19 protein-coding genes are annotated in these 18388 nt (G+C 41.8%); 3 read left to right on the top strand and 16 right to left on the bottom strand.

Going from position 1 to position 18388, the window contains the following annotated elements:
* Position 1: 1 nt before the first annotated feature.
* The 4 genes from L3D27_RS05245 to leuC all read right to left on the bottom strand — a co-directional run bounded on the left by L3D27_RS05245 (position 2) and on the right by leuC (position 3563).
* Positions 2-760, bottom strand: a complete 759-nt coding sequence (locus L3D27_RS05245; RefSeq protein ID WP_432481811.1) for a hypothetical protein — start codon at positions 758-760, stop codon at positions 2-4.
* A gap of 12 nt (positions 761-772) precedes the next feature.
* The gene (leuD, locus tag L3D27_RS05240; RefSeq protein WP_432481809.1) at positions 773-1423 is read right to left on the bottom strand and encodes a 3-isopropylmalate dehydratase small subunit; all 651 of its coding nucleotides are present in this window, start codon (positions 1421-1423) and stop codon (positions 773-775) included.
* Positions 1424-1525: 102 nt separating this feature from the next.
* On the bottom strand, positions 1526-2059 hold the full coding sequence (locus L3D27_RS05235; protein WP_432481808.1) for a YbhB/YbcL family Raf kinase inhibitor-like protein: 534 nt from the start codon (positions 2057-2059) through the stop codon (positions 1526-1528).
* 70 nt (positions 2060-2129) lie between these two features.
* Positions 2130-3563, bottom strand: a complete 1434-nt coding sequence (leuC, locus tag L3D27_RS05230) for a 3-isopropylmalate dehydratase large subunit (protein WP_284674462.1) — start codon at positions 3561-3563, stop codon at positions 2130-2132.
* Between the two features lie 257 nt (positions 3564-3820).
* Between leuC and L3D27_RS05225 the strand changes: the two genes are divergently transcribed.
* On the top strand, positions 3821-4705 hold the full coding sequence (locus L3D27_RS05225; protein WP_373627307.1) for a LysR family transcriptional regulator: 885 nt from the start codon (positions 3821-3823) through the stop codon (positions 4703-4705).
* A 31-nt stretch (positions 4706-4736) separates the two neighbouring features.
* On the opposite strand, the gene ruvA is transcribed toward L3D27_RS05225, so the two are convergent.
* From ruvA to L3D27_RS05205, 4 genes are all read right to left on the bottom strand, one after another.
* Entirely contained in the window at positions 4737-5360 is a 624-nt protein-coding gene (gene ruvA / locus L3D27_RS05220) for a Holliday junction branch migration protein RuvA (RefSeq protein ID WP_432481807.1), read from the bottom strand.
* Positions 5361-5449: 89 nt separating this feature from the next.
* A complete protein-coding gene (gene fba / locus L3D27_RS05215) occupies positions 5450-6484 on the bottom strand; it encodes a class II fructose-bisphosphate aldolase (protein ID WP_284674459.1) in 1035 nt (344 codons plus the stop codon).
* 138 nt (positions 6485-6622) lie between these two features.
* A complete protein-coding gene (locus L3D27_RS05210; protein WP_284674458.1) occupies positions 6623-6919 on the bottom strand; it encodes an entericidin in 297 nt (98 codons plus the stop codon).
* Positions 6920-7129: 210 nt separating this feature from the next.
* Positions 7130-8335, bottom strand: coding sequence for a phosphoglycerate kinase (locus tag L3D27_RS05205; RefSeq protein WP_432481806.1), 1206 nt, complete (start codon positions 8333-8335; stop codon positions 7130-7132).
* Between the two features lie 316 nt (positions 8336-8651).
* On the opposite strand from L3D27_RS05205, the gene L3D27_RS05200 reads away from it, so the two are divergent.
* Positions 8652-9050: a septal ring lytic transglycosylase RlpA family protein gene (locus L3D27_RS05200; protein ID WP_284674456.1), complete on the top strand. Its 399-nt coding sequence runs from the start codon at positions 8652-8654 to the stop codon at positions 9048-9050.
* Between the two features lie 144 nt (positions 9051-9194).
* Here L3D27_RS05200 and L3D27_RS05195 read toward each other — a convergent pair whose 3' ends face one another.
* The 4 genes from L3D27_RS05195 to L3D27_RS05180 form a co-directional block, all read right to left on the bottom strand.
* Complete coding sequence (locus L3D27_RS05195) at positions 9195-9632, bottom strand: HIT domain-containing protein (RefSeq protein WP_373627314.1); 438 nt, start codon at positions 9630-9632, stop codon at positions 9195-9197.
* A 92-nt stretch (positions 9633-9724) separates the two neighbouring features.
* Complete coding sequence (mfd, locus tag L3D27_RS05190; protein WP_432481805.1) at positions 9725-13270, bottom strand: transcription-repair coupling factor; 3546 nt, start codon at positions 13268-13270, stop codon at positions 9725-9727.
* A gap of 55 nt (positions 13271-13325) precedes the next feature.
* Positions 13326-13985 (bottom strand): thiamine phosphate synthase, encoded by a 660-nt coding sequence (locus L3D27_RS05185; protein WP_373627317.1) that lies wholly within the window; start codon positions 13983-13985, stop codon positions 13326-13328.
* Positions 13986-14096: 111 nt separating this feature from the next.
* Entirely contained in the window at positions 14097-15146 is a 1050-nt protein-coding gene (locus tag L3D27_RS05180) for a D-alanyl-D-alanine carboxypeptidase family protein (RefSeq protein ID WP_373627318.1), read from the bottom strand.
* 372 nt (positions 15147-15518) lie between these two features.
* Here L3D27_RS05180 and L3D27_RS05175 point away from each other — a divergent pair, with 372 nt between their 5' ends.
* Positions 15519-16160 (top strand): response regulator, encoded by a 642-nt coding sequence (locus tag L3D27_RS05175; RefSeq protein ID WP_284674452.1) that lies wholly within the window; start codon positions 15519-15521, stop codon positions 16158-16160.
* 108 nt (positions 16161-16268) lie between these two features.
* Here L3D27_RS05175 and L3D27_RS05170 read toward each other — a convergent pair whose 3' ends face one another.
* From L3D27_RS05170 to rpe, 4 genes are all read right to left on the bottom strand, one after another.
* A complete protein-coding gene (locus L3D27_RS05170; RefSeq protein ID WP_432481802.1) occupies positions 16269-16841 on the bottom strand; it encodes a hypothetical protein in 573 nt (190 codons plus the stop codon).
* A gap of 139 nt (positions 16842-16980) precedes the next feature.
* The gene (locus L3D27_RS05165) at positions 16981-17283 is read right to left on the bottom strand and encodes a hypothetical protein (protein WP_432481801.1); all 303 of its coding nucleotides are present in this window, start codon (positions 17281-17283) and stop codon (positions 16981-16983) included.
* Positions 17283-17600, bottom strand: a complete 318-nt coding sequence (locus tag L3D27_RS05160) for a hypothetical protein (protein WP_284674449.1) — start codon at positions 17598-17600, stop codon at positions 17283-17285. The genes L3D27_RS05165 and L3D27_RS05160 overlap by 1 nt, the downstream gene beginning before the upstream one ends.
* A gap of 1 nt (position 17601) precedes the next feature.
* Positions 17602-18285: a ribulose-phosphate 3-epimerase gene (rpe, locus tag L3D27_RS05155; RefSeq protein ID WP_432481800.1), complete on the bottom strand. Its 684-nt coding sequence runs from the start codon at positions 18283-18285 to the stop codon at positions 17602-17604.
* Positions 18286-18388: the final 103 nt, after the last annotated feature.

Raw genomic sequence — 18388 nt, 5'->3', positions numbered from 1 at the left:
ATTATTCAAATTGCCCTGTCAGCCAATAATTACCGAAAATCACATTTCCTGACTTTGGCACATCATCAAACATATCAAGGTCAAAAACAGCTTCATACTCACCGCCATAGGTGCTAGCACGACACCAATAAAACTCACGATTTGTAATGGTATTGGTTCGTTTTTCAGCTTCAATGACAGTAAGTCCTGCTAAGACAATAGCAGTTGGTTCGTCCTGTTCATCATCGGAAAACATACCGCTTGGCGAAAAAAATTCCGAACTAAAACCAAGTTCATTATCATCTCGTTTTTGCCAATCATTAAAAGCATCTACATCAGCAAAAATATCAACATCTTCAGCAAATAATGTCAAAAAAGCGGTGCGAATTTTGTCATCGGCTTGATAATCCAAATAATTGGGCAGTTCAACAGTTAATGGGTAGATACCGTCACACCAACCATCATCTTTATCATATTCGCTCACATTAAGCCAGCCACAAGCCATGCCATCGCCAAATTGTCCTTGTTCAATCGGAGTAACCGCATTCATACCAAATATTTGTGATGTTTTTGGTGAAAAGCACGGAAATACATTGACGATTTCTCTGCTGTCATTATTACCACAAAGCCAAATTTGCACCCCACTTGGGTCGGTATAACTTAAATAACTTAGCTTATCGTGCGTACTACGATGTTCAGCATATGGTAAAATTTTTTCAATAATTTCACCAATGTCATCATTTGACTCAATAATAAATCCAACTGCTGAAAAATGGCTCATTTTTTATCCCTTTTATGCGTTTAATTCAGCAAACACCCACGGTCTCTCCGCACGGGCTTTTTCTTCAAATGCCTTGATATCATCGGCATTTTGCAAGGTCAAGCCAATATCATCTAAGCCATTTAATAGGCAGTGTTTGCGAAAGCCATCCACTTCAAAGGCATATTCTTTACCGCTTGGGCTAATGACTTTTTGATGTTCCAAATCTACGGTTAATTGATAGCCAACATTTTCAAAACATTCTTTAAATAATTCATCAACTTCGCTCTCAGATAAAATCACAGGGAGCATGCCATTTTTAAAGCAGTTGTTATAAAAAATATCGGCAAAACTTGGAGCAATCACGGTGCGAAAACCATACTCATTTAATGCCCAAGGGGCGTGTTCACGGCTAGAGCCACAACCAAAATTGTCTCGTGCCAACAGAATCGTTGCTCCTTGATAACGCTCTTGGTTTAATACGAAGTCAGGGTTCTTTGGGCGTTTAGAAATATCTTGACCTAAAAAGCCTTCGTCCAGATAACGCAGTTCATCAAATAAATTATCGCCAAAACCTGTGCGTTTAATGGATTTTAAAAACTGCTTAGGAATAATCAAATCCGTATCCACATTGGCACGGTCTAAGGGGGCGACGATACCGATTTGTTTGGTGTATTGTTTCATAATTTTTGCCTTTTTGTAAGGTGCGTATTACACACATAAGAGTTTTTTCTTTCAGTGGTGCGTGATACGCACATTACTTTTATTTTATCTTTTAATTTAAACTTACCAGCTATAATAAGCCGTCAAACTTGCTGTTGCCAACACTTTACCATTTAAATTAAATCCCAATACCGCAGGGCTAATCGTGGTTGGTAAATCTAGCATTTCATTTAAGGCGTACAAGGTAAAAATATAACGGTGCGGTTTATCGCCTTTTGGGGGAAATGCCCCAATAAAGCCGTCCAATCCTGCGTCATTTTTTAATTCCAAAACGCCATTGCCAAAATCATTAGATTGACCTTTTGGTAATTCAGTCCAATCAGCAGGAATATTAAACGCATTCCAATGCCAAAACCCTGAGCCTGTTGGTGCGTCTGGGTCATACATGGTCAGCACAAAACTCTTGGTTTCGCTTGGAGCATTTTCCCATTTTAGTTCTGGGCTAACATTGCCCCCTGTGTAGCCCCAAATATTGGCGACATAGTCGCTTGATAGCGTGCTACCTTCGCTAATGTCGGCACATTTTAATACCATTTCGCCTTGTGGTTGGGCGGGTTGGCGGACTTCCAAATAAGGGTTTAAAGATAAATCGTTCATATTCAGCTCCTTTTAAAATTTGACGATATTTGGTAAGGCAGTCCATGTGATAATGAACTGCCTAACTGCATTAAGCAACTGTTCTGACATCCACAAAATGCCCATGAATTGCCGCTGCCGCTGCCATAGCAGGGCTAACAAGGTGCGTACGACCGCCATTACCTTGACGACCTTCAAAGTTACGGTTAGATGTGCTGGCACAATGCTCGCCTGCTTGTAGCTTATCAGCATTCATCGCAAGACACATTGAACAGCCCGGCTGTCGCCACTCAAACCCCGCCTCTATAAAGATTTTATCCAAGCCTTGTTCTTCAGCTTGTTTTTTGACAAGTCCAGAGCCTGCCACTACCATCGCTTGCTTAATCGTGGGAGCGACTTTTTTGCCTTTGACAATTTTAGCAGCTTCTTGCAAATCTTCAATCCGAGAATTGGTACAAGAGCCAATAAATACACGGTCAAGAGCAATATCACTCAAAGATTGACCGCCTGTTAGCCCCATGTATTGATAAGCTCTTGCCCAGTCGCTTTTTTGGACATCGTCTCGTGCGTCATCAAGCATTGGCACATTAGCAGATACAGGAATGACCATTTCAGGCGAAGTCCCCCATGAGATTTGTGGTTCAATTTCATCGCCATTGATTACCACCACTGTATCAAAATGGGCGTCATCATCAGAATGCAAGGTCTGCCAATATGCCACTGCACGCTCCCAATTCTCGCCGGTTGGGGCATAAGGACGACCTTTGACATAGTCTATCGTCTTATCATCTACTGCCACAAGACCAACCCTAGCACCGCCCTCAATCGCCATATTGCATACAGTCATACGCCCCTCAATGGACATATCACGAAATACCTGACCGCCAAATTCAATCGCATAGCCTGTTCCGCCCGCCGTGCCAATCTTGCCAATAATTGCCAAAATCACATCTTTAGGGGTTACACCTTTGCCCAATTTACCATCAACACGCACAAGCATATTTTTCATTTTTTTGGCAACCAAGCATTGGGTGGCAAGCACATGCTCAACTTCACTAGTACCAATACCATGTGCCAAACAACCCAAAGCTCCATGCGTTGCAGTATGGCTATCGCCACACACCACCGTCATGCCAGGCAAGGTCAGACCCTGCTCTGGTCCTACCACATGAACAATGCCCTGACGCTCATCATTAATGCCAAATTGCATGACATTAAAAGCTCTACAGTTATCATCAAGCGTTTTGACTTGAATGCGAGAGATGTCATCTTCAATGCCTGATATGCCCTCTGCACGCTCTTTGGGTGAGGTAGGGACATTATGGTCAGGCGTTGCAATATTCGCCGACAATCTCCAAGGGGTGCGATTTGCCAAAGCCAAGCCCTCAAACGCCTGCGGACTGGTTACCTCGTGCAATAATTGGCGGTCAATATAGATAAGCGATGAGCCATCATCACGCTGTTTGACCAAATGGTCGTCCCACAATTTATCATAAAGCGTCTTTGGTGAATTGGTGCCTGCCATTGTTCTCTCCGAATTGATCATGGTCTGGGTTATGAATGATTTTATTATAGCATAGGCTAATGATAAATCTAATTTATCATTTTTATATTTTAAAAAAAATTATGGAATGAATTATTCATTATTTATTTTACCATTTTTTATGCCAAAATACGCATTCTTGTACAGCATACCAGACCAATTGATAAAAATATAAAATTTTTATTTATTTACAAACTTTTTTTTATTAAAATAGGCATAGTTATTTACAGGAATTTATCATGAATACCATCAATTTAACAACTTTTGTTACCGTCATGCAAACAGGAAGTATATCTGGAGCGGCAGAGAAACTATTTATTACGCAGCCTGCGGTAAGTAAACGCATCAAGAATCTTGAAAGCGAGTTCGGAGTGGCATTATTTGATACCATTGGTCGTGGCATCATTGCCACCCCTGCAGCACACGAGCTGTTGCCTTATGCCAAAAAATGGCTAGAGGATTATGAATCCTGTCGTTCTAGTCTTCAGCATTCCAAAGAAACGGTGAGTGGTCGGCTAGTCATCGGCACAAGTCATCACATCGGCTTGCACCATCTCGCTCCTGTACTAAAACGCTTCATTCAGATGCACCCCACAGTGCAACTAGAAGTGCAGTTCATGGATTCTGAAGAAGCACATAAAGCTGTGCTTGATGGTGATGTTAGCTTGGCATTTTTGACACTACCGCCGACCTATGATTTAAGATTGAATTACCACACCTTATGGTCAGACCCACTATACTTTGTAACAGGCACCTTAAGTACACTTGCCCAAAAGAGCGGGGTTACGCTACTTCAGCTTGCCCATCACCCCGCCATACTACCTGCAGCAAATACTTTTACCAGTCAGATTACCTTAGCTGAGTTCAACCGCAGCAACCTGCGTCCTTATGCAACCATGACCACCAACCCCTTAGAATCTATCCGTATGCTAGTATCCATCGGATTGGGTTGGTCGGTATTGCCAGAGACGCTCATCAATCAAGATTTGGTTAAAATTGACATGGCAGATGACATTGAGCTACAGCGTCATCTAGGTGTAGTTACCAACCCAAATCTAACTCGTTCAGCAAACACTCAGGCGTTACTAGATTTGCTATCTATTGCTGACATACAAGCAAAATAAAAATAAAGCAACCGAGCCCAAGTTTGGTTAGCTAACTGGCAAGCTGTTTTAAAGTAGCTTTTAGTAGGCTTGAGGTGTCTATGGTTTCTAGTCCAAGCTGAGCTTGCTTGATTGCGTGCTGAGCCTCCTTTTCTTTGTAGCCTAGCCCTATCAAGGCACTTTCTACCTCAGCAATGATGTGCATTTGATTGTATTCAACCACATTGTCATCAAAAAACTCCCCACGACCACCAAATTCAGCCACGCCACCAAATTCTACCAATTTACCTTTTAGCTCAATGATGAGCCTTTGGGCGGTTTTTTTGCCAATACCAGGAACACGAACCAATGCCAAGTCATCTTCTTGCTCTACCGCCTGCTTTAGTTCGCTGGCGGATAAAGTTGATAGCATGGCTAGTGCCATTTTTGCTCCGACGCCATTGATTTTAATCAACTTTCTAAAGACATCTCGGTCTTGTTTTTGGATAAAGCCATATAATAGTTGTGCATCTTCTCGAACATATAAATGTGTATAAATTTGCGTTTGTTCATTTAAAGATAGCTGACAGAATGACGGTATGGGCAACTCAATCTCATAACCCACACCACTTGCTGTCATCACACACGCCAACGGTGCATTCAAATAACACACCACCCCTTGAATCAGTCCCATCATAGTTTTCCAACCTTATTAACTTTCATGAATGATAAAATTAAGGGCATAACTCAATTATGCCCTTAATCTGGTTCATCATACAAATATTATTAGTAGTACTCAACCATTTTTTCAAGAGAAATTGGGCGAATCTTGCTAGCATGCCCTGCTGCACCAAATGCCTCATAGCGAGCCACACAAATGTCTTGCATTGCTGTGATTGAAGCTTGTAGATATTTACGAGGGTCAAACTCGCTTGGGTGGTCATTTAAGAATTTGCGGATTGCACCTGTGCTGGCTAAACGCAAATCGGTGTCAATGTTAATTTTGCGTACGCCGTGTTTAATGGCATCAACCAACTGATCAACTGGTACACCATAAGTTTCGCCAATTTGACCACCATTTTCATTGATGATTTGTAGCCATTCTTGTGGCACAGAACTTGAGCCGTGCATCACAAGATGGGTGTTTGGTAGAGCTTCGTGAATTTCTTTGATGCGGTCAATAGCCAAAATATCGCCTGTTGGTGGACGAGTGAATTTGTAGGCACCATGTGAAGTGCCCACCGCAATGGCAAGAGCATCCACATTCGTATCGGCAACAAATTGACGAGCTTCTTCTACTGAAGTCAATAATTGGCTGTGGTCCAGTACGCCTTCTGCACCCACACCATCTTCCTCGCCAGCCATGCCTGTCTCTAGACTGCCTAGGCAACCAATTTCACCTTCAACCGACACACCGCAAGCATGGGCCATCTTAACAACTTCACGAGTAACACCAACATTGTAATCATAATCGGCAGGCGTCTTACCATCTTCTTTTAGTGAGCCGTCCATCATTACCGAGCTAAAGCCAAGCTGAATTGAGCGTTGGCATACCGCTGGGCTAGTGCCATGGTCTTGATGCATGACAACAGGAATGTGTGGCCATTCCTCTACAGCAGAAAGGATGAGATGGCGTAGAAATGGTGCACCTGCATATTTTCTTGCCCCTGCCGATGCTTGCACAATCACAGGAGAGTCGGTTTTATCCGCCGCCATCATGATGGCACGCATTTGCTCTAAATTATTGACATTAAAGGCAGGCAGACCATAGCCATATTCACCTGCATGGTCTAGTAACTGGCGTAAAGATACAAGTGCCATATTTCTCTCCAGATGGTTAACATTGATAAAATAATGTATTATAGCAAAAATCTAAATATTTATCAGTAAAAAACTACCAATTCCAAGACAATCATCAAAAAAGCCCATAAAAATGGGCTTTGATTAGTATTGCATGAATCAGTATTTTTGCTCTTCAGGAACTTCAGCTTCTGCATTAGTAGCAGCATCTGCAGCAGCACCGACTTTCTTAGCAACTTCAGAAGTCTTATCAGCAACTGTTTGAACGCCATCTTTGGCTGCTTCTGCGGTATTTTGTGCAGCGGCTTCTGCTTCTTTGGCGACTTCAGCTGTCTTATCAGCGATGTCAGCCTTAGCAGCTTCAACAGTCTCTCCGGCTTTTTCTTTGGTCTGATCGCTACAAGCTGCCAAAACAGCAACGCCAGCCAAAGTAGCAATAAGTAATAATTTTTTCATGATAGATACCTTGTATGTTATTTTCATCTGTTCTATTGTAATTGATAAAGATGGTAGATAATCAGCAAACCATTTATCAAGCACTGCATTAAGTCAGCTTTAGTTTAGCTTTAATTGTCAGATTTTACAAGATGTTATATAACAATGTAACAAAAAATAAACAATATAAGATAACCAACAAAATCAATCGTCAATCATCTTTTGGTCAGCCTAAGCACTCGCTTCTTCCAACGCCTTAATGGCTGGTAGCACCTTGCCTTCAACAAATTCTAAGAACGCACCACCACCTGTTGAAAGATAGCTAACCTCAGACGCCACATCGTATTTGTCAATGGCAGCCAAAGTATCGCCACCACCTGCAATACTAAAGCCTTTGCTATCTTTAATTGCAAGCGATAAAATTTTTGTTCCCTCGCCAAATTTATCCACTTCAAAGACACCAACAGGACCATTCCAAAGAATGGTTTTGGCATTGGTGATGGCAGTAGCAATCTTGGTAGCACTGCTTGGTGCCATGTCTAAAATCATCTCATCACTATCAATCTCACCTACAGGCTTGTAGATGGCATCAGCCTGTTCTAGCGAGCCTAAGAAATTATCAAAATTACTTTGTGATTTTTTGGCAACCACAACTTCACTAGGCAACAAAATATTAGTCTTTGTCATGATGCTCTTGGCAGTTTCCACAAGGTCAGCCTCATATAAAGAAGCACCGACATTCACCCCTGTAGCAGCCAAGAAAGTATTGGCAATACCGCCACCAACAATAATATCATCACAGATATCAGCCAAGCTAAGCAAAACATCAAGTTTGGTCGATACCTTTGAGCCACCTACGATGGCAAGTACAGGTGCTTGCGGTTTATCTAAGGCACGAGACAAAGCATCTAACTCTTGTGCTAATAAATTGCCTGCACAGACTTGCTTTCCGTCAGCAGCGGCAGCACGAATCACGCCTTCGGTTGATGCTTGGGCACGATGAGCAGTACCAAACGCATCCATCACAAATACATCGCACAACTTAGCATACTGCTTTGATAACTCTGGGCTATTTTTCTTTTCGCCGGCATTAAATCTAACATTTTCAAGCAAGACCACTTCATTGACTTTGGCATCAACACCATTCTCTAAATAGTCTTTAGAAAAATGTACAGGACAGTCCAACGCTTTTTGTAGATAATCAGCGACTGGTTGTAAAGAGTATTTTTCTTCAGGCTCGCCTTCGGTTGGGCGACCTAAATGCGAGCAAACAATCACCGCTGCACCTTTAGCAAGAGCGTCTTTGATGGTTGGCAAGGCGGCTTGTAAACGCACATCACTAGCAACAACGCCATCTTTGACTGGGACATTCAAATCTTCACGAATTAATACACGCTTACCTGCCAGATCCAAATCCTGCATTGCTAAGATTGTCATAACATCACCTTAATGTTGAATTTTGGTTAAGTGTTTAGTAAAACAATACCTTTAAAGTCTCTATTGATTATAAACGAAATGACAAAAATAGGCAACCAGCTGACAGATTGATGGTTATAAGACGATGAAAAAGCGTTGCAAAAAATCTTAAATTTACTCATCAATTTTTTGCTCAACTTGTATCTTATGACTTAGAAAAAGTCAGGTTCATTAAGTACGCTCACCATTTATTTTTTTGTAAATACAATGCAAGGCTATGGCATATTTTGTGCAAATACATTATAATAAGCGTTCATTTTAATCAAATAGGTATTGAATGCGAAATTGTATCAGTGCTTTTTTAGCGATGACTTTGGCTGCACAAATAACCCACGCACAGACAACTACAGCCTCTTATTATGCAGATAAATTCAACGGTCGCAAAACTGCCAATGGTGAAATATTCAGCAATCAAGACATGACTTGTGCCTCCAATAATCATGCTTTAGGCACTCATGTTGAAGTTACCAATGTGAAAACAGGCGAGTCAATCATCTGTAGAGTCAATGATCGTATCGGTAAGGCAAACCGTATTGATTTGAGTAAAAAGGCTTTTGCTCAACTTGCCCCACTATCACAAGGATTGGCAAAAGTCAGCGTACAAAAGGTCCAAAAGCACACTTTAGATACTCAGTCGGATGAAAGAATTAGCTTGGCTTATAACGAGCCTTACTAATTTAGCTTTTGGTTAAATTCATACCTTTTTAATGACATACAAATAAAAGCTCTGTTAATGGGCTTTTATAATTTTTAGCGTTTATTTTTAAAAAACACCCCGAAAACATACTGCTTTTGGGGTGTTTTTTAAGTTTTTAAAAACTTACACACTCATCTTCCAGTCAAAAGGCATCTCATGATGCCCACGCAGAGCCATCATTAGTGTCTGTTGCATGTGTTGCAAAACTTCAGCAGTATAAGGAATGGCTGGCGTACCCCATACAGGATCTGGCCAACGGCTGTCATTTTGATAGCGAACGATATGATGAAAATGCAATTGTGGCACTTGATTGCCCAAAGCAGCGACATTCATCTTGTCTGCACCAAAGATTTTTGCCATCTGGCTAGAAACCCAGCTTGACTCTCGTAAGAACTGCACTTGGTCGGCAGCATTCAGCTCGTAGATTTCTTTGATACCTGATACTCTCGGCACCAAAATAAGCCAAGGAAATTGACAGTCATTCATCAATCTGACAGTTGATAAGGGAAAATCCCCCACCAAAAAAGTATCCTTGGCAAGTGTTGGATGTAATTGAAACATTGCTTTTCTCTTTAATTATCAATTATGCTAAAAATATGGACATTGTAGCACAAATCTACCTGTTATTGAACATTGTTAAATATTTATACATCTTAAGGCGATGCTAACTTCATCTCAACCAAATTATTTTCAAAATATTTAAGCAATTCAAAGACAGCATTTACCCTTGTAGCCACATCTTTTTCATCTTTAAAGGTGTGTTTGAGCGTTGTCGCTCCCATCATGCGATAACCATCATTAGACTGAATCAACCTAATGATGGCAAGTCCATCAATCGGTGTACCTGCCTTAAACTCTAAGGTTAGTAATTTTCCTGTTACATCAATCTTTGTGATGCCAAGTGGCATACTTTGTACTCGCATTTTATGTACCAAAAACAGATTGGCAAGAGCGGTGGGCATACCACCAAAGCGGTCAATCATCTCACTTTTTAAGTCATTAAGCTCATCGGTTTCTTGGGCGTTGGCAATGCGTTTATAGAACAACAGTCTTTCATGAACATCAGCTAGATAATCGCTAGGTATCAAGGCAGATGCGTGGATATTGATATCACTGACCAAATCAAGTGGTGTTTCTAGGCTTGGGGTCTTGCCCAATTTAATCGCTTTGGCGGCACGGTCTAGCATATCCATATACAGCCCAAAACCAATGGTCTGCATATTACCCGATTGCTCTTTGCCCAAAATCTCCCCCGCCCCACGAATCTCCAAATCTTCACTAGCCAGCATGAATCCGGCCCCAAGCGTGTTGGCACGACTGATGGCATCAAGGCGTTTTTTGGCATCGCTTGCCAAGCCTTTGATTGATGGCACAAACAAATAACAATACGCCTGATGGTGCGAACGACCCACTCGCCCACGCAACTGGTGTAGCTGAGCCAGTCCAAATTTATCAGCTCGGTTGATGATGATGGTGTTGGCATTGGGTACATCAATGCCTGTCTCAATAATCGTGGTTGCTACCAGCACATTGGTTTTTTTGTGATAAAACTCACTCATCACGCTGTATAGTTCTTTTTCTGCCATCTGTCCATGTGCCACCCCCACACGCACTTCAGGGATAAGTTTGGATAGATTTTCAGCAACTGAATTGATGCTTGCAACATCATTATGTAAATAATATACCTGTCCGCCACGCAGAATCTCACGCAAGATGGCATCTTTGATTGTCTGTTCATTTTTTTCAGCGACAAAGGTTTTGATAGCCAGTCGTCTAGCTGGTGGTGTTGCAATGATAGAGATGTCTTGCATTCCTGATAGTGCCATATTCAGCGTGCGAGGAATGGGTGTTGCGGTCATCATTAAGGTATCAACATCAGACTGAATGGCTTTAATTCTTTCTTTATGACGCACACCAAAGCGATGCTCTTCATCAATAATCATTAGACCCAAGTTCTTAAATTTCACATCATTTTGTAGTAGCCTGTGCGTACCAATAATAATGTCCACCTTGCCTTCTGCTAAATCAGTCAGTGCCTTATCTTGTGTTTTTTTACCAACGAATCTTGATAAACTTTCAATTTTAATTGCCCAATCAGCAAAGCGATTTTTAAAACTGTCCTCATGTTGTCCTGCCAGTAGTGTGGTTGGTACCAACACCGCCACCTGATAGCCCGCTTGCACAGCAATGAATGCTGCTCGCATGGCGACCTCTGTCTTGCCAAAACCAACATCACCACAAATTAGCCTATCCATTGGCTTTGCTTGTTTCATATCCGACATTACGGCGTCAATGGCGAGCTTTTGGTCAAGCGTCTCTTCATAGTCAAATCCACTGGCAAACAGCTCATACTGCACCATATCTATATCAAAGCTAATGCCTTGGCGTGCATTTCTGCGAGCCTGAGTATTAAGTAGCTCTGCTGCCACATCATAAATATCGGTTAGAGTTTTTTGGCGTGCCTTATCCCACTTGCCAGAACCGATTTTTGACAACTGCACCGCCTCACTGTCTGTACCACTATACCGACCGATTAACGCAAGATTAGTAATCGGTACATAAACATTGGCATCGTCAGCATATTTAATATGAATAAATTCTTGCTCACCTTCTCCCACATCTAGCACAACCAGTCCCACATAGCGACCAATACCATAGGATAAATGCACGACAAGCGACCCTTCGGTCATTTCGCTGACTGATTTAATCAAAAAAGCCTGCGATAAGGCGTTTTGGCGTCGCTGTCTGGCATGATTTACCTGCCTGCCAAAAATCTGTGCTTCAGTAATGACACAAAAACCATGCTCACCCATCAACCACAAAACACGCTCAATGGAGGCAATAACGATTGCTAATGTATCCGTAAAAGTTGGTAACTTATCAATAAACTCACCAAAGCCACCCACCACAGCCGTGTTTAACTTACCTTTTAATAACTCCAAAACAATCTCACGCCGCCCTGCACTTTCACAAGCAAGCAGTACAGGCTCATCACACCCACGAACAAACCGAAGAAATTCATCAAGCGGTTCGTCCTGCTGATGATTGATGGGCAGGTTTGGAACAGCTTTGGTAATAACATCTTTAAATGGGGCTGATGCATTTTCTTGATTACCAAATACCACTCTAGGATAGTTTTTTAGAGATTGGAAGAACTCATTGCTTGGCAGATACAAAAAATCTGGCGGCAAAATAGGTCTATCTTTATCAAAAGCACGAGAATGATGGCGTTCATTGACCTGCGTCCAAAACTCGTGATGATAAGCAGACAATCTATCATCACAAATGACAATCGTATCATCGGGCAGATAGCTAAATAAAGCTCCTTGAGTTTGCCACTGCGATAACTCAAAAAATAGTGGCATATAATACTCAATTCCTGCCGGCGAAATACCGCTCATGACATCATTATACAGCTCAAACTTTCTGGCGGAGGCATTGGGGAATAGACTGGCAAAATTCTGACGAAAGGTCTCTTTGTCGTCTAAATCAAATTCTCGTGCCGGCAACAGACGAAAATGTTCAACCTTAGCTGTATTGGGCAACATGGCATCATCAAAAATACCATCTTGTTTTAGCTTGGCTAAATCATCTTGACTGACGGTACGCTGAGTGTCTGGATTAAATAATTTGATGGACTCTATCTCATTATCAAATAGCTCTAAGCGAAATGGCAAAGGCTGACCGACAACAAAAATATCTACAATACTACCACGCACAGCGAACTCGCCTGCCACATAGACATTATCCACCGCTTCATAGCCTGCTTTATCCAATCTGATTCTTTCATGTGCCAAATCAAAGACATCGCCAACTTTTAAATCAAAAAATCTTCCCAAAAGATGACTTGGTGGGGTGATTTTTTGCATGAGTGTCTGAATTGCCACCAACAATACCCCAGCTGTTGGCATGTGTGTCAAAAGCTCAATACGCTCCGAGATGATGTCTTGATGAACAGACAGATTGTCATAAACCAGCGTTTCATAATCAGCAAAAACATGAACCTTAACCCCAAAAAATGCAAGCTCACTAGCCAGAGTTTGTAATTCTTCTTGGTTTTTGCAAATGACTAAATGTAGCCGATTTTGTATCTTAGTATGGTCTGAAAGCCAAAATGCCAAACTGGCATCATTAACCTGCTGATAATGAGTTAGAAAATTAGGCTGAAGTTTTGGGGTGTGAATGGTGATGTTTGTCATGAAAATCAAATTAAACAATAAAAAATAGGTCAAAAACTAGCAACATCAAAACAGATTACCAATTTTGTAGTTTTAGTTGCCATGCACGGCACTTGGCAGCGATGGTATCACTGCTGTGCGACATGATATCGGCAGTAACAGCGATGTACTCCAATGGCGTGCCCGACAGCCCATCTCGCAGTTGATAGACATTATCCAAAGCGATGCCACCAATCACACATAATGGCAAATCCAGATTGGCGGTTTTTTGTAAAGTTGGCATGGGGACTAGTCTGACTTTTGGCTTGGTAAGCGATGCAAACACCGCACCCATTGCTCCATAAGTCGCCCCTTCTTTTTTGGCTTGTTTAAACAAAGCAATGTCTGAATGGCAGGTACGACCAATAAAAACATCCTTGCCCAATATCTCTCGTGCCACCGCCACGCTACCATCTCTTTGTCCTAAGTGTAGCCCTGTACAAAAGTGCGATGCTAACTGCAAGTCATCATTCATGACCACAGGTACATCATATTTATCTGCAAGACTTACCAAAAGTTCAGTTTCTTGATAGACAGTGGCTAGATCGTATTGGCGTAGCGTGGTCTTTCGGCGAATCTGCAACAATGAAATCACCCCTGTATCCAAAGCTCTTTCTAGCTTATCAAGCAAGGTGCTGATTTCATCATCGTTGGTTAGTAGATACAGTTTGGGGCGATTGGACTTGGTTGTTGACATATTGAACACATGACAAATAATAAAAATACGCCATTATAGCCTAAAAACTCTCGTCAAGACAATGAAAAAGCCCAGATTTCCATATCTAGGCTCATATCAGTATCAATCATATCAATGGCGATAAGCAAGCTGAGTTAGGATATTTTCAGCATCGCTCCAACGAGACTGTGAAGCGTTAGCACCCAATAGGACGATGACCGCAGGTTTATTATTCACATGGGTTTCCATCACGACACAATAACCTGCCTCACGAATAAAACCTGTCTTTGAAACACCAATGGGGTGCGAACCTGAACGAACCAAACGACTGGTATTATTTGCTTTATAAGTGCGATTGCCTAAGTTGTGATTGACGATATAAAAATCATAGCTTGGTGCTGTTGAAAAATTACGCAGCAACTGATAACGAGAATCCTGACTGACCGCCTTCATCATTTTCACCAAGTCATTGGCTGATGAGACATTGCGTGGATCAAGACCTGATGAATCTGAAAAACGAGTCTTGTACATCCCTAGACTTTTAGCTTTGGCATTCATCGCATCAATGAACGCATCATAACCACCTGGATAAGTGCGAGCCAATGCTTTGGCGGCTGGGTTTTCAGATTTCATAAGAGTCATCAATGCAAATTCAGAGCGACTTAGCGTGTCGCCTGCACGCAAGTTGGTGGTGGCTTTTTTTGCACCGACTAGGTCTGATGGAATGAGTGTGATTTCTTCTCGCATATCAAGACCGGCATCTAAAATAACCATGACTGTCATGACTTTGCTAATAGAAGCAATAGAGCGAGTGTCATCGATATTTTTTGAATAAATCAAGTTGCCAGATTCTAGGTCAAGGACCGCCACCGCTGATGAATTGGTACTCACCGCCAACTGGTCAAACAAAGGGGCGTTTTGATGTGATAAAGCATAAGTTGGCGTGGTTGTGGTTGGCACTTGCGTGTAGCCAAATGACCCACCCACCGTTTGAACATCGGCAGGTCTGATGGTGGTCGTGGTTTGTACTGTTGAACTGGCAGGCGGGGTCGCCTTTGAAGCAGTGATGATACGCTGATTGCTACTGTCCACCGTGAACGCATGAGTCTGAACCCCTAAGAGCATCGTGCCCACCACAGCACAATGAATACCGAGACGCTTGGTTAATTTAACATTTCTCATGATGAATCCTCAAAAACGGCGACTTTTTACTCAGCTTAAATCTGAATTTATCCACCTTTAACATAAGATGAGCTGAACAAATCCAAAATAGAACAACAGTCTATTTATTAGAATACCGACTAAGTAGCCCAAACAACAAGATGGATTTTCTTTATTTTTATTTTACCATATTTAGACACATTATGTACGCAAAAAAGCATGGATTCTTCATAAAAAATCCAAAAAAACCACCCCAAAATCCAATGTTTCAATCACCAAAAAAGGACAGTTTATCGCCCAAAGAATGAAAAATATCAGTTGTAATCATGTAAAATTATGCTAAACTTTTCAAAAATAGGACAATATGACTTAATTAAGTGCTTAAGGAGCTGCATGACAATCAAAGTTTTGGTGGTTGATGACCATGATTTGGTGCGTATGGGCATCGCTCGTATGCTTGATGATGATGTCAATATTGAGGTAATTGCAGAGGCGGATGACGGCGATATCGCCGTACAGCTAGCTCGTAGGCATCGCCCCAATATTGTCCTGCTTGATGTGAATATGCCCAACATGGATGGCGTGGAGGCAACTCGCCGTATTAAACAAATTGACATAAACATCAAAGTCTTAGCAGTATCTAGCCTATCGGCACAGCCCTATCCTTCCATGCTACTAAAAGCAGGTGTTGATGGCTATATCACCAAAGGAACGCCACTTGATGAGATGATTCGAGCCATCAAAAAAGTGCATGGCGGTGGCAAATATTTTAGCCACGATGTTGCCGAACAGCTTGCCCATACAGTTCTAGGCGAGCAAACACAATCACCCTTTGAACTTCTATCCGAGCGAGAAAAACAAGTTGCCATGATGGTGGTGAACTGCCAAAGTGTGCAAGAGATTGCTGACCAGTTATTTGTGAGTGTTAAGACGGTCAATACTTACCGCTATCGTATCTTTGAGAAATTGGGTGTAAATAGTGATGTTAAGCTTACCCATCTTGCCATGCGTCATGGACTAATTGATACCAAATAAACACTTGGGCATCTAGCATCATTTTAAAATAAAAAGCCACAAAAATACTTTGTGGCTTTTTATTATCAAGCTGTCATCAATCATCAAATCAACTACCCATCAAGCCGTTTAGCTATAGTGTTTGGGCATTTCATCATAAACATGGGCGTGCCACGAACTCATCTGACGCTGCATGACGGTTGCGATGGCGGCATGAATCATGCTCTGACCCACCATCTGCACATCATCACCAATGATGGCTTTTGCCTGCTCAGAAAAAGCAATGGTAACCATCGGCTCATGCTCTCTACCCACTTCTTGTAAAGTTAAGACACCGTTTTCACGCTCCACAAATTCAAGCACTGCTTCTTTGACCATCATTTCACCATTTTGGCGTTCTTTAACCAGACTTTTAGCGATGGGTTTTTTGCGTTTAACTTTTGGCTTTTTGTTCTCGCCCAAGTCCACAACTTCATCAGCAGGCTTGGCTTTTTTGGGTCTGCCACGGCGTTTAGGCTTGTTGGTATCAACATCTTGTGTTAACTCTTTGTGTATTGATTCATGTAGGTCAGGTGCTAACAGCTCTTCTTGACTAATGCGTGGCTGTTGTGTTGCCAGTTTCTTTTGTAACTCTTCTTCTATGAGAGCTTCTGCTTCTTTAATCAGACGCTTGATCAACTCATCATCTGCTTTATCAGACATCGCACAACTCCAAAGTGTTTTTTATTATTCTAATATAAGGACTACTTGGCTTTTTTCAATATCTAACGCCAATAACGCAACTTTGCCATCATGAATAAAAACGAAACAAACATACCCAGATAATAAGCCATTTTCACATCTAACGCAACTTTGCCATCATGAATAAAAACGAAACAAACATACCCAGATAATAAGCCATTTTCACATCAAAGCTCTCGTCTCGGTATTTAATCGGCATGGCAATCAGTGCTGTCAAAGCAGGAATAATGATAAGCCCAACCAACCAGTTTTCAAGCACATGCAACCAACCTTGCAGTCTATCGCCACCACCTAAGCGAAAACCTGACAATCCAATCAGCATGACCGCCACAATCAAAGTTAAAATAAGCCCCTTAGGAATGCCTGATGGTACAATTTTATCAGGAATAAGTCGAGTTAACATCAGCTATACACCCCCATAATAGAGAGCATGGCGACAGTGGCCAGTAGCCAACCTAGCGTCCATGCGTTTCTTGGATGAATGGTGGTCTTGCCCATTTTATTCAGTAATAAACTACCTAGCCAAATCAATGCAGGTACGACAAAAACAAAGAATGGTACAACTTTGATGGCATGACTGATGACCGCTTGCGTGTCATCACCTGCCAAGAGACGAAGCCCATACCCTGCCAAACTTAATATCAACGATGAGCAAAATAAAGCAACGGTAACACCCCAAGGAATGACACTTGAGAGCTGATGATGATTGTTTTTATCCACTTTAACTCTCTTGACTACCCACCAAAGCAAGCTCATCACGCATTGTGTTGATGACCGCCTGATAGTCATCTTTACCAAAAATTGCAGAACCTGCCACAAACATATCCGCACCAGCCTCTGCAATGGCACGAATGTTTTTGGGGTTGACACCGCCATCAATCTCTAGGCGAATATCTAGCCTGCGCTCATCTATCATACGGCGTACCGAACGCACCTTATCAAGCGTGCCATCAATAAACTTTTGACCGCCAAAACCAGGGTTGACACTCATGATTAAAATCTGGTCAAGTTTATCAATGGTATAATCTAGATAATGTAATGGTGTGGCAGGATTAAACACCAGACCACATTGAATACCGGCATCCTTGATAAGATTTAAGCTTCTGTCAATATGCTCGGACGCCTCTGGATGAAAAGTGATGATATCCGCCTCTGCGTCAATGAATTGCTCAATCATACTGTCTACTGGCGATACCATCAGATGCACATCAATGGGTGCAGTGATGCCATAATTCTTTAATGCTTTGCACACAACCGCCCCAAAGCTAAGATTGGGGACATAATGATTGTCCATGACATCAAAATGAACAACATCGGCACCAGCATCAAGGACAGCCTGAACATCTTCGCCAAGGCGAGCAAAATCAGCAGACAATATAGACGGAGCAATGAGATATGGTTTCATGAATTTAGGTCTAATTAAAAAATTTTATTATAATGCTTTTTGGTACTTTTCACAACCAAAACCTAATCAGCACAGTGTTCAAAAATCATAAAAAACAAGCCTT

The organism is Moraxella sp. ZY200743 (genome assembly GCF_050885545.1).
Classification (GTDB): Bacteria; Pseudomonadota; Gammaproteobacteria; order Pseudomonadales; family Moraxellaceae; genus Moraxella; species Moraxella haemolytica.
This window is presented reverse-complemented; position numbering and strand designations above follow the sequence as displayed.